The organism is Paenibacillus rhizovicinus, assembly GCF_010365285.1.
Lineage (GTDB): Bacteria > Bacillota > Bacilli > Paenibacillales > Paenibacillaceae > Paenibacillus_Z > Paenibacillus_Z rhizovicinus.
Genome location: NZ_CP048286.1, coordinates 5,855,357 through 5,867,574, shown reverse-complemented (window position 1 = coordinate 5,867,574; position 12,218 = coordinate 5,855,357). Strand labels below are relative to the sequence as shown.

At 53.9% G+C, this 12,218-nt stretch carries 10 protein-coding genes; 1 reads left to right on the top strand and 9 read right to left on the bottom strand.

What is annotated here, in order from left to right:
• Positions 1–35: 35 nt before the first annotated feature.
• Positions 36–932, top strand: a complete 897-nt coding sequence (locus GZH47_RS26120) for a LysR family transcriptional regulator (protein ID WP_162643927.1) — start codon at positions 36–38, stop codon at positions 930–932.
• A gap of 72 nt (positions 933–1,004) precedes the next feature.
• Here the strand turns inward: GZH47_RS26120 and phoU are convergent, their stop codons facing one another.
• The 9 genes from phoU to GZH47_RS26075 form a co-directional block, all read right to left on the bottom strand.
• Complete coding sequence (gene phoU, locus GZH47_RS26115; protein WP_162645442.1) at positions 1,005–1,664, bottom strand: phosphate signaling complex protein PhoU; 660 nt, start codon at positions 1,662–1,664, stop codon at positions 1,005–1,007.
• Between the two features lie 37 nt (positions 1,665–1,701).
• Entirely contained in the window at positions 1,702–2,472 is a 771-nt protein-coding gene (gene pstB / locus GZH47_RS26110; protein WP_225446221.1) for a phosphate ABC transporter ATP-binding protein PstB, read from the bottom strand.
• A 144-nt stretch (positions 2,473–2,616) separates the two neighbouring features.
• Positions 2,617–3,810: a methyl-accepting chemotaxis protein gene (locus tag GZH47_RS34535; RefSeq protein ID WP_162643925.1), complete on the bottom strand. Its 1,194-nt coding sequence runs from the start codon at positions 3,808–3,810 to the stop codon at positions 2,617–2,619.
• Between the two features lie 141 nt (positions 3,811–3,951).
• Complete coding sequence (gene pstA / locus GZH47_RS26100; RefSeq protein WP_162643924.1) at positions 3,952–4,851, bottom strand: phosphate ABC transporter permease PstA; 900 nt, start codon at positions 4,849–4,851, stop codon at positions 3,952–3,954.
• On the bottom strand, positions 4,848–5,807 hold the full coding sequence (gene pstC, locus GZH47_RS26095; RefSeq protein WP_162645441.1) for a phosphate ABC transporter permease subunit PstC: 960 nt from the start codon (positions 5,805–5,807) through the stop codon (positions 4,848–4,850). Before pstC ends, pstA begins: the two co-directional genes overlap by 4 nt.
• Before the next feature lie 124 nt (positions 5,808–5,931).
• On the bottom strand, positions 5,932–6,792 hold the full coding sequence (locus tag GZH47_RS26090) for a phosphate ABC transporter substrate-binding protein (RefSeq protein WP_162643923.1): 861 nt from the start codon (positions 6,790–6,792) through the stop codon (positions 5,932–5,934).
• A 73-nt stretch (positions 6,793–6,865) separates the two neighbouring features.
• Entirely contained in the window at positions 6,866–8,269 is a 1,404-nt protein-coding gene (locus tag GZH47_RS26085) for a stalk domain-containing protein (RefSeq protein ID WP_162643922.1), read from the bottom strand.
• 1,736 nt (positions 8,270–10,005) lie between these two features.
• Positions 10,006–11,538: an MDR family MFS transporter gene (locus GZH47_RS26080; protein WP_162643921.1), complete on the bottom strand. Its 1,533-nt coding sequence runs from the start codon at positions 11,536–11,538 to the stop codon at positions 10,006–10,008.
• The gene (locus GZH47_RS26075) at positions 11,522–12,193 is read right to left on the bottom strand and encodes a PadR family transcriptional regulator (RefSeq protein WP_162643920.1); all 672 of its coding nucleotides are present in this window, start codon (positions 12,191–12,193) and stop codon (positions 11,522–11,524) included. Before GZH47_RS26075 ends, GZH47_RS26080 begins: the two co-directional genes overlap by 17 nt.
• Positions 12,194–12,218 lie beyond the last annotated feature (25 nt).

Here is a 12,218-nt window from a genome sequence, read left to right as displayed (position 1 = left end):
TTATATAAATCGGCTGTTTAGGAGCGTAACAAATCATGAGTATATTAAGATTGCAAATCTTAGTGCTGATCGATGAACTGAAGAAGGTGACTGCAGTCGCCGATGAACTCGGGGTGAAACAGCCGACCGTCAGCTTTCATATGAAGAAACTCGAAGAAGAATGGGGCTGTTCGCTCTTCGAAATCAAGACGGGCAAAGTCTTGTTAACGGATCAGGGACGCATGCTGCTTCGCTATGCCGGCGAAATCGACCGTCTCTATAAAGAAGCGCAATCGAGATTCCAAGCCTACCGCGAACATGGCAAGCATGGATTCATCGTCGGCTGCACGGATGCCGCTTCTTCCTTGCTGTTCGGCCTAGATTGGCGGGCGCAGGCAGAGGAGCCCAGTCCGATTCGCATCCAATTGCTGACCGGCCGTCATGATGAACTTCTTGAGCAGCTTCAAAGCGGAGCGATCGATCTGTTCGTCAGCGGGAGCTTCAGTTCTCGCGGAACGCATCCGCAGCTGCAATATGCGGCCTTGTCCGAGGAGCGGCTTCTCCTCTTCATGAACAAGAATCATCCGCTTGCGGGTCAAGCACCTCCGCCTCCTTATAAGCTTGCGCGCTTTCCATTCGTTGAGCTTGCGGACGCTGCGGTACAGGAAGCGCTGCAAGGCTGGGAGCTTCACGAGAAGGTAACGCTCCCCTGCGAATGGTCCGCCGACCGCGTCGACCTGGCGATCTCGGCCGCAGCGGATGGCGGCATGCTTGCCGTTCTTCCCGCATCCGCCGCCGCGCGCGCGAACGATCAGCTGACTCTAATCCCATTGCCGGGACAAGCGGTATCGCTGACACTCGGGGCCGCTTGGCGTAACGACTACTGGAACCCCGCCTTCATGCAGCGTATCGTTTCCCTCTTGACCAGGAATGACGCGGGTTCGAAGGAATAAGAAAGAGCCGTTTATGGAAGCGATGTTCTGGCTTCGATAAACGGCTCTTTGGGTATCGTTGGCAGGAAAGCGTTACGAGTTTAAATCCGGTCTGACGCCCGTCACGAGATAAACGACGGATTCCCCAATATTGGTGGCATGATCGGCGAAACGTTCGATATAGCGGCCGACGAAGCTGAGCAGGTTCGCTTGAGAAATCGTCTTCGGGTTCTCCATCATGATCGAGAACAGCTCGCGCGTGATCTGAGCATACAGCGCGTCGACAAGATCGTCGTCCTTCGCCATTTTATAGGCCATATTGACGTTCTCCTGCACGAACGATTGGATGGATTCGTACGTCATCATCTGTACGATTTGCGACATGCGAGGCAGATCAATGAGCGGCTTGATCAGCGTTTGGCCTTCCAGGCGGATAACGACTTTAGCAACGTCGACCGCTAGATCGCCCATCCGCTCCAGATCGCTCGCGATCTTGAACGCGACAAGAATGCGGCGCAAATCCTTGGCCACCGGCTGCTGCGTCGCAATTAGCGTCGCCCCGAGCTCCGAGATCTTCTCCTCGATCTTGTTCAGCTCTTTATCTTCCTTGACGATGCGTCTTGCCTCGTCCGCATCGATGGTTTCGAGCGCTGTCATCGCCTGGGCGATCGCCGTCTCGACATGGCGCCCCATCTCCACGATCAGTCCGTTCAATTCTTCCAAGCCGTGATCGAATTCTTTCCGTTTCGTCATCATCTGACCGGTTCTTCCTCCCTAGTTATGTTCAATGTTAGCCGAAACGTCCGCTAATATAATCTTCCGTCCGCTGATCGCGCGGGTTGGAGAATAGCTTCTCGGTATCGGAGAATTCGACGACTTCCCCGTTCAGGAAGAAGACGGTTTGGTTGGATACGCGCGCTGCTTGGTGCATGTTATGCGTAACCATGACGATCGTATATTTATCCTTCAATTCTTGCGCGAGCTCTTCGATCTTAAGCGTCGAAATCGGATCCAGCGCGGATGTTGCTTCGTCCATCAGCAGCACGTCGGGATTGACCGCAATCGCGCGCGCAATGCACAGGCGCTGCTGTTGTCCGCCCGAGAGGCTGAGCGCGGAACGTTTCAAGTAATCCTTCACTTCGTCCCACAATACGGCTGAGCGAAGACTGGTCTCGACGATTTCATCGAGCTTCTGTTTGCTGCGTATGCCGTGCAGGCGCGGTCCGTAAGCGACGTTGTCATAGATGGATTTCGGGAACGGGTTCGGCTGTTGGAACACCATGCCGACCTTCTTCCGCAATGTTTCCACGTCGACTTCCTTGGAATAGATGTCCGCGCCGCCGATCAGGATCTTGCCTTCGATCCGGGTGTTCGGAATCATGTCGTTCATGCGGTTCAGGGTCCGAAGCAGCGTAGACTTCCCGCAGCCGGAAGGACCGATGAAAGCCGTGATCGCTTTCTCCGGAATATCCATCTTAACGTTCTTCAAGGCGTGAAAGGATCCATAATATAAGTTCAATTGTTGAATATCGATTAAAGTCCGGGAAGCAATCGATTGCATACTGTTCTCCTCCATATCAGTGGACGAACGTCCATCTCGCCGTGCCGTTCTATGACGGCTGCAGCCGTTTCTATGACCTACAAAGGTTATAGTAGCTTTGAATTGTCAGTCGAATATGTTTGTTTTGTAAACGGAATATTAAAATTAGCTTTTGGCCTGCATATCGTTCACAAGCGTCTGGATGCTCTGCGTTACTTGCTGCGCTTGTTCGTACGCCTGCTGCGAAAGCTTTCCGATATTGGATGCGCTGCTGCTGTTGTCGGCAGCGGCGTGGAAGAGTTGTTGAAACACGTCGGCCGCCACGGAGACGTAAGCCTGGCTTGCATCGGCTTCGGAACGGCCGAGCCCGACCAAATGGACCGTTTCCTTGACCGCGTCAAGAATGGAGCCGATCAGCCGGTTGATATCGTCCGCCGACGACTTCGTCTGCGTAGCCAGCTGTCTGACTTCATTGGCAACGACGGCAAAGCCTCTGCCATGTTCGCCCGCGCGCGCCGCTTCGATGGTCGCGTTCACCGCGAGCAGATTGCATTGATCCGCAAGCTCGCGGATCAGCTTCGACACCGCCCCGATCGAGCCTGCCCGTTCATGGAGCTGGCCGATTTGCTGCTCCTGGAGGTTCGTACGCTGCGATACGCTTTGGATGGCGGCGGACACTTTATCCAGCTCGTTCTTGCCCTTCAACGTCAGATCCAGCATCGTTGCGGACATGACCTCGCCTTTGACCGACGCCTCGTACGTTTGGTGAACGGAACGGTCGATATCCGAAATCATCGCCTGCGCGCCTTGGATCATCGTTACTTGCGACTGAACCGTTTGCTGCTGCAGCAGACGGGACATCTTAAGCAGATCCGACATCGTCAGAATGCCGATGAGACGCTCATCCATCGTTACGATGACGCAGTCGTAGAGCGTGCGATCCTCGCGGCCAAGTGCGCGATCGAGCAGCTCCTGCGGAGACACGCCGCGATCGACGGTCAGCGGGTGCGCGTCCATTAATTTCGTTATGGAACGTCTGTAATAGATCTCTCTCCCGAACCGGTGCGTTTGGATGATCGTGAGCCGAATCTTCATGACGAGCCCCAGCGGTTTGTCGTCCGCGTCGCATACGACTACGCATTCATGATCCGGCGATGCCGCGAACTGCGCAATCACTTCCGAACAAGTTCTCGCTGCCGCGACGCTCGGCGCTTCGCGTATGAATGCCGCTATCAAGTCTTGGTCGTCCAAACCGCGTGCAATGCCTGCCTGATTGACTGAACTTGCCTGATTGACCGGATTCGCCGCCTCACCGGAAACAGCACCGACTTCTTTCCATTCCACCACAGCTGCGCTCATGCCCTGCACTCCTTTACAAGCTATATAGCTCCACTATAGGACTTGAGCATTATCAATCATGTCGCAAAATGTTAGGAGAGTGTTAAAAATTCGGGTATTTAGTCGGATTCCGACTCGTTTATTCTATCGAATGGATCGAAGTTAGCGCATTTTGCGAGCATTGATCCAAAGCGGCACGCGGAAGACGATATTGATGGCCAAGACGATGAAGACGAGTACGGCTGCGGACTTCTCCGCGATTAACTTCGCATCAGGCACAATCGCTTCGGACTGTACGTACCAGAGATGCACGGCAAGCGTAGCGCCCGGGGAGAGCGGATTGAAGTCCCACATCACGCCGGATGACGTAACCCCGCCAGTCAGGATAATGACGGCACTCTCGCCGAAAGCGCGGCCTGCGACCAAGCAGATGCCGGTTACGATCCCGTTCAGGGCGACCGGGACGAGCACCCGTCGGATGGTTTGAAGATGCGTGCTTCCGAGCGCGAAGGAAGCATGTTTCATTTCCTGCGGAACGGCGCGCATCGCTTCCTCGGTCACGCGGGTGAGCACGGGGAGATTCAGGAATGCCAAGCTTACCGCCGCTCCCAGAATCGTCAGCCCCAAGTCGAGCGATTGCACGAATAGGACGATCCCGAATAAGCCGAAAATAATGGAGGGTACGGAAGCCAATCCTTCGACGCAAATCCGAATGAACGCGATGAATTTATTCGCAGGCGCGAACTCGGCCAAGTAAATCCCTGCCGCCATGCCAAGCGGGATGGAAATGATAAGCGACATGATGAGTACGTAGAACGAGTTGAACAGCAGCGGGCCGATTCCTCCGCCTTCTTCGATCTCGCTAGGTTCGCCGTAGAGGAAGCTCCAGCTTAATTCCGGCATTCCCTTCTGAAGAATGAGAAACAGCAGCGAGATGATGAAAATAATGGTGCAAATGCCGACGAGCCATACGACGCCCGTAAACATTTTATTATTGAACTGATTGATGCTTTTGCGTGCGGCAAAAGGATGATTGCTTGCCGAAGTTTTGACTTCGCTCATTGTTTCACTCCTCTGCCTTGAATCAACCGAACAGCAACGATCATAATGAGCGAGATGATAAGCAGAAGGAAGCCCATCATATACAGCGCATAGTTCCAAGTGGAATCGAATTCGACATTCGAGATTTGCATGACGATGTTACTTGTCAGTACCGACGTCGGTTTGAACAGCGCGTTCGCGAGCTGCGGCGTGTTCCCGATGACCATGACTACCGCCATCGTTTCGCCGATCGCGCGGGCCATGCCCAGAATAACGGCGTACATGATACCGCTCTTCGCCGCAGGAATGACGACGCGGACAATCGTTTGGAACCGGGTAGATCCGAGCGCGTAGGAAGCATCGCGGAATTTCTTCGGTACGGCGACGATCGAATCGTCCGTAATCCGGCTGATCGTCGGCAGCACCATGATCGTCAGCACGATTGCAGCAGCTAATATGCCATCGCCCATGTTGGTTCCCGTAACTGACCGCAGCATCGGAATCAGCACCGTCATTCCCAGGAAACCGTAAACAACCGAAGGAATGCCGACGAGCAGATCAAGAATGGGACGCAGCGCGTTTTTCAGCCAAGAGGGCGTCATTTCCGATAGGAATATTGCAATGATCACAGATAATGGAACGGAGATAATCATGGTCAGCAGCGTCAAAGCCAGCGTGCCGAAAATAAAGATAAACGCGCCAAACTGATCGTTCTCGGGTACCCAATCCGTCGAGAAGAAAAAGGTCTTGAAAGATACGGTTTCAAACGTCAATATGCCGGTCCGGCCCATCATGAACAAAATCGAAAAGAGAATCAAACAAACGAACACCGCGCTTGCGATACATACGATCTTGAACGTGCGGTTGTAGAACGAGAGCCGCGCCTTGCGGCTGAATACCTTGCCGGACGATCCTTCCAGGCTCCGACCAAGCTCTTCGCCTGAGTAAACGGTGCCGGAAGACGGCACTTCCATCATACTCATAACCATCTCTTCTCCTCTCGTATCATACAGCGAAGCCAGCTTCTCGCTTTAGATGCAGAAGCTGGCTCCACTTGTTCCTTTATTACTTACATGTAAAGGACGGGGTCTTGCAGCCTTATTATTTCATCGCGGACAGCGGGATGAATTTAAGCTTTTTCAGGGAACCTTCTTGGAACTTCGTGCTTTGGATGTAGTCGATGAATGCTTTAACGGCGCCCGTCGGTTTGCCTTTTGTCATGTAGTAGCCGTACGACCATACTTTGTACGAACCGTTGATGACGTTTGCTGCCGTTGGAGCGATATGGTTGATTTTAACGGCTTGCATTTTGCTGCCCGATACGTAGACAAGGTCGATATAACCGATCGCGCCCGGCGTAGTTTCGATCGCCGTTTTCATGTCGCCGCTCGATTTTACTTCTTTGTAGTTGGAGCCTTTCGTCATGAAGTCCGTACCCATAAGCGCCTTCAATTGGAAGTTAACGCGCGTGCCGGAACCGAATGCGCGGTTTACGACGACGATGTCTTGGTCTTTACCGCCAACGTCTTTCCAGTTCGTGATTTTACCGGAGAAAATGCCTTGCAGCTGGCTCGTCGACAGGTCGCTTACGCCGGAGCTGCTGTTTGCAACGGCCGCGAAAGGCTCAACTGCCACTTTGTTGGCCACTTGGCCCGTGAAAGCGCTGAAGCCCGGTACTGCCGTGGAAGCATCCCAGTCGCAAGCGCCGATGTCGGCAATGCCTTTGCGAACGGCTTGAGGACCTGTTACGGAACCTGCGGCGGATGCGGAAATTTTAACTTTCGGGTTCAGCTTCTTGAATTCATTGGCAGCTTGCAGCGTCAGCGGAAGCAGTGCCGAAGAGCCGTTGACCACGATGCGGCCGCTAAGTTTGCTGGATGCGCTGACAGCGGATACGCTGCCGAACGACAGGGAAATCGCCATTACTGCAAGACCTACATTTCTAACCCATTTGCTTTTCATTGATTGTTGATCTCCTCTCGGTTTGTCGAAACGTATGATTTTCGGAAACGCTTGATCATGTGGACGGTATGAATTAGTTCGTTACTTTTACAAGCGTGCTGCCTTGGATAACGAATGTCGCATCGTCGATAACGACTGCCGCTGGCGTGCCAGGAGCGGCTACCACTTCGCTGACGTTGCCGGCAAGATTCCCGATCAGCTTCACAGCGCCGGAAACCGTATCCACTTCGTACAGTGCCGTTTGCTCGCCTGCATCGGTCAGGGCGTAGATTTTGTTGCCGGCAAGCGTTGCTTGCAGGACGTCTTTGTCTCCGATCAGCTTTGTAACGGTTTTGTCTGCCGCTACTGCAACAAGGGACGAAGGCTGGCCGTCTACTACGCTGACGTAGTAAGCTTTGCTGCCGTCTGCCAATGCGCCTACGAATACTTTGTCGTCCGTCGTCGACGTCAATTTCGTTCCTGCAGCCGCATCTTTCACGGACGAGTCGAACAGGTATACTTGCGGTTCCGTACCCGTGTTGTCGATTGCCACGTCGTCCACGTCAACCGGCTTGTTGGCATCTGCCGTTACCGTGCCCGGTTTCGAAACGACATAGAAGAATTTCGTGCCGTCTGCGGAAACGTTCAGGCTGGATTTGTAGTCGACTTTATCGTTCATGACTTGCGTCAGTTTGCCGTCAGCGATCGTCAGCTTCTGGATAACCGTGCCTTTGTCGGTTTGCAGGAAGTAAATCGCGCTGCTGTCGGCCGACCATACAAGCTCAGGCTTGATGGAAATGTCCGTGGAAACCGTTTGGCTGCTGAAGTTTTTGCTCGTCAGGTCGATGACGTAAACCACGCCGTCTTCATCCGTGTAAGCGGCTTTCTTGCCGTCTGGCGAAACCGTCAGTTCGGACGCGGAGTCGGAGCTCAGTACTTTCGTGAATTTGCCGGATGCTGCGTCTACGATGTAATCCGTGCGGCCTTCGCCGGTCAGCGAGGAAGCAAGCAATTGGCTAGAATTGATCCAGCTGATGTTGTCGGCGTGGATTTTCTCGATCGCGTCGATCCATACTTGGCCTGCATCGTCAACAGCGCCATCAAGACCGAACGCGTTCAGGAAATCGTCGATCGCGATATAGTAAGAGCCGTTCACACTCTCGACCGCTTGCTGCAGATCGACTTGCTCGCCGTCTACCAGCGCAGCCGTCGAACCAGCATGCAATTCGATGGAATGACCTTGAATGTAAGCCGTTACGCCGGATTTCACGTTGACAACGAACAGAGCGCCAGTTGCGGATCCGAGATCGCGAAGCGACAACAGAGTCGTGCCATTTGCTTGGACCGAACGAACCTGGATGTTCGAATCGTTCACCATTACGTTAAACGGAACCGAAGCGGATGTTTGCTGTTGGGTTGCAGCAGAAGCAACACCAATTGCAGACGTGCTAAGCGCGACTGCCAATGCGGAAATCATAAGCGTTTTTTTCATGGACATTTGACTGTGATCACCCTTCTGAAATGGTTTGGTTTCCTTCGTCGTTATGTACAAGACCGATTATAGGCATATATTGTTAAGGGGTCGTTAATCCTACCCGGGGTATTGTTAAGTGGCCGTTAATCTATTGTGGAGAAATTGTTAATATTCTCCATGGAAGAATTAGTGCAACGTCCGGCAAACCCTTGCCGGCACTGTGAATTCTGCAATAGACGCAGTAGCAGATCCAGCATCTAGAACTATAGCGAGAATTGTTGAGAGAACTATGAATCTAGTCGAATTGACGCATATGATGCGCCTTATACCGGGACAGAGTCCCGGGGGTCCGTGGCTGCGGCGGGGCCGCCGGGCCGGGGCGGGGCCGCCGGGCCGGGGCGGGGCCGGGGGCCGGGGCTGGGGCCGGGGCCGGGGCTGGGGCCGAGGCGGGGGCCGAGGCTGGGGCCGGGGCTGGGGCCGGGGCTGGGGCTGGGGCCGGTGGCCGAGGCTGGGGGCGGCGGCCGGGGCCGGGGCCGGTGGCCGGGGCCGAGGCGGGGGCCGAGGAGGGGGCCAACGAATCGTACAAACCTTAAACAGTTAAAATGCACATCTTACACAGGCTAAGGAATCCTATACGCCTTATTTTGAAGAAAACGACTCATTCCCGAGGTAAATCGGCAGAATAAGGATGCTGAGATTCGTTACGATACTTTTTGCCTCTGATACGGCTATATAAGGCTTCCTCGATTCGTTAGCTCACCTCAGAGACGTAGCCCCAGCCCCTATCAGGCAGGACGTAGTCTAGAACGCCACCTGAAAGTGTGTCCGTGACAACGGACGAAAACGAATCCTCCACCAAAGCAGCTTCGAAGACGGCCCAGTTGCAGGCATGCAAAATTCCGGGTCCAGGGACGGAGTCCTTGGGGTCCCCCTTGAGAGAAGGGGGATTTAGGGAGTTGTGAAACGCTTTTGAACGTGGGTTTTGAGGTTGTGAACGCCTTTGAAAGTAGGTTGAAGAAAGATTGTAAAACTCTTTCGAAAGAAGATTTGTAAAAACTAACTTCAGGCAACAAGTAACGAAAGGACGCCACCTGAAAGTGTGTCCGCGCCAGCGGACGAAAACGAGCCCTCCACCAAAGCAGCTTCGAAGACGGCCCAGTAGCAGGCATGCAAAATCCGGGTCCAGGGACGGAGTCCTTGGGGGCCCCCTTGAGAGAAGGGGGATTTAGGGAGTTGTGAAACGCTTTTGAACGTGGGTTTTGAGGTTGTGAATGCCTTTGAAAGTAGGTTCAGAGGGTTGTGAAACGCCTATGAAAGTGGGTTCAGAGGGTTGTGAAACGTTTTAGAAGGTGGGTTTAGAGGTTATGAACGCCTTTGATATTGGGTTGAAGAACTAACTTCAGGCAACAAGTAACGAAAGAACGCCACCTGAAAGTGTATCCGCGCCAGCGGACGAAAACGAGCCCTCCACCAAAGCAGCTTCGAAGACGGCCCAGTTGCAGGCACGCAAAATCCGGGTCCAGGGACGGAGTCCTTGGGGTCCCCCTTAGGCAAGGGGGATTTAGGGGGTTGTGAAACGCTTTTGAAAGTGGGTTGAAAGTAGGTTGAAATTGGGTTAACCCGCCTGCTGCAAGCACAAAAAAAAGCCCGGGTTACCGAGCACAAAAGTCTCAAGTCACCGGACTTATTAAAATGTTTATTAAAAATGGTTTTTTTTAAATGGTTTTTTAATCTCTTTATTAAAATGTTAACTCGTCGCCTTAATGTGAAGAAGGCGTGTAGTCGGCATGCTCCATTTCACTCAGTTTTCGGCGGCCCATGAAGAAGGCGAAGAACAGCGCCAGCGCGGAAGGAATGATCGCCCAGGCAAAGGTATGGGTGATGGAGTACGAGAGGCCCGACGTAATCTTATCGAGAATTTCCTGCGGAATATGCTTCCGCAATTCAGGCGCCAGAATCGCGCGCGGATCGCTCAAATTGACTTCCTTCGGCAGTTGGCTCTTCTCGTCCGCGCTGAACAACGAGGCGAACTGGTTCATCATCGTGTGGCTTTGAATGATGCCGAAGACCGTAATGCCGATCGTCATGCCGAGCGAACGAAGGAAGTTCAGCGTTGCGCTTGCCGTGCCCCGCTCATTCGGGGGGAACGAGAAGATCGCGGCATTGCTGAGCACGGAGAACGAAGCCCCGATGCCGAGTCCGACCAGGATCATGAAGATGACGACCGTATAGCGGTGCGACTCCACGCCGAGCGTCGTAAGCAAAATGTTGCCGACCGTCAGCAAGGCCAGCGTCGGGATCATCAGCGAGCGGAACGTCGTCTTCATCATGAGCGCGCCGCCCATGGTTGCCGTCACTACTGAACCGACCATCATCGGCAGCAGCACGAGGCCGGAGTCCGTCGATTTGCCGCCGAACACGCCTTGAATGTAAATCGGGATATAGACCGAAGCCGTTACGAATGCCGCGCCGCTGAACATCGCGATCGCGTTGCTCGACCAATACAGCCGGTCCTTGAACATGCTGAACTTGATAATCGGTTCATTGACGACGCGTTCGATCAAGATGAATGCGATGACCAGTACCGCGAATCCGCCGAACAAGCTCAGAATAACGCCGGAATCCCAAGCGTAGTTCTTGCCGCCAAGCTCAAGCGCGAACATGAGGCAGACGACTGCGCCGACAAGCGCGACCGCGCCGCCCCAGTCGATCTTCTGCTTGCTGTGCTGCACCGATTCTTTATAGAAGAAAGCAATCATGACGAATGCGATCAGGCCGAGCGGCAGGTTGATGTAGAAAATCCATTCCCAATGAATGTATTCGGTAATGTACGCGCCAAGCAGCGGCCCGAAAATACTCGACAAGCCGAATACGGCGCCGAACAATCCGCCAAGCTTGCCGCGGCTTTCCGCAGGAACGGCGTCGAACATGATCGTGAAGGCGATCGGTACTAGCGCGCCGCCCCCGATGCCTTGAACGGCACGGTAAATGCTCAATTGCACGATGGACGTTGCCGTCCCGCACAGAATGGAACCCAGCATGAACATCAAGATACCGAAGATAAAAAATTTCTTGCGTCCGTACATATCGGACAGCTTGCCGAAAATCGGCATTCCCGCCATTTCGGCGACCATATAGGCCGACGTGACCCATACGAATTTGTCCAACCCGCCGAGCTCGCCGACGATGGTGCCCATCGCGGTCGCCACGATCGTGTTATCCATGGATGCCATCAGAATGCCAAGCAGCAGACCGGCGACAACAATGCCGACATTATTACGTTGTGCGCTCATGGTTCGTAGTTCCCTCCAGATTCTTTTTCGATTGCAGTTGCAGTTCCTCGTCGGAAGGCACGGTCATATGCCAAATCATGTCCCCGTCCGATTGCTCCGTAAGACTGCCGTTCTTGATGTCTTCCCTGAATGCCAGCAGCCAGCTCAGCTCGGCTTCCATTTGGTGGACGATAAACTCTGCCTCCATAAGGAAGATCCGCGAAAGCCCGTGCGTCCTGGAAAATTCGATGCCCGCCCGCCGTTCGGCGACCGACTTCCTGATGAACCCGATGCGGCGTTCGATCAGCTCGACCGTTTCCAGCGGAGGAATATGTCCGATGAAGGACATGGCAGCCGGAAAATGCGGATATTCCTTGACCGGCTCGTAAATCAATTCCCGGATCCAGTCGTGAAATCCCAGCCTGCCCGCTTCCGTCGGCGCATAGATCGTCCGTTCCGGATGCCTCCCCTCCCGCTGCGTTTCCAGCGGAATGATCCACCCCTGCCTCAGCAGCGCCTCCACGACGGAGTACAGCGAACCGTTGTTCAGCTTGATGACGTCGGGAATGCCGCGCTGCTTCATCGTGGCAGACATCTCGTACGGATGCATCGGTTTCTCATTGAGCAGCGATAAGACCGCGAGTGCCAGCATATTGGATACTTTGCGTGTGGCCATCGCTCTTCTCTCCTTCGAAACGATA

What these genes read in the sequence shown, in the direction of transcription:
- pstA (WP_162643924.1), bottom strand. Translation starts at nt 4,851, where the DNA reads ATGAGCGAAGTCAAAACTTCGGCAAGCAATCATCCTTTTGCCGCACGC.
- pstB (WP_225446221.1), bottom strand. Translation starts at nt 2,472, where the DNA reads ATGCAATCGATTGCTTCCCGGACTTTAATCGATATTCAACAATTGAAC.
- GZH47_RS26090 (WP_162643923.1), bottom strand. Translation starts at nt 6,792, where the DNA reads ATGAAAAGCAAATGGGTTAGAAATGTAGGTCTTGCAGTAATGGCGATT.
- GZH47_RS26080 (WP_162643921.1), bottom strand. Translation starts at nt 11,538, where the DNA reads ATGAGCGCACAACGTAATAATGTCGGCATTGTTGTCGCCGGTCTGCTG.
- pstC (WP_162645441.1), bottom strand. Translation starts at nt 5,807, where the DNA reads ATGATGGAAGTGCCGTCTTCCGGCACCGTTTACTCAGGCGAAGAGCTT.
- GZH47_RS26120 (WP_162643927.1), top strand. Translation starts at nt 36, where the DNA reads ATGAGTATATTAAGATTGCAAATCTTAGTGCTGATCGATGAACTGAAG.
- GZH47_RS26075 (WP_162643920.1), bottom strand. Translation starts at nt 12,193, where the DNA reads ATGGCCACACGCAAAGTATCCAATATGCTGGCACTCGCGGTCTTATCG.
- phoU (WP_162645442.1), bottom strand. Translation starts at nt 1,664, where the DNA reads ATGACGAAACGGAAAGAATTCGATCACGGCTTGGAAGAATTGAACGGA.
- GZH47_RS26085 (WP_162643922.1), bottom strand. Translation starts at nt 8,269, where the DNA reads ATGTCCATGAAAAAAACGCTTATGATTTCCGCATTGGCAGTCGCGCTT.
- GZH47_RS34535 (WP_162643925.1), bottom strand. Translation starts at nt 3,810, where the DNA reads ATGAGCGCAGCTGTGGTGGAATGGAAAGAAGTCGGTGCTGTTTCCGGT.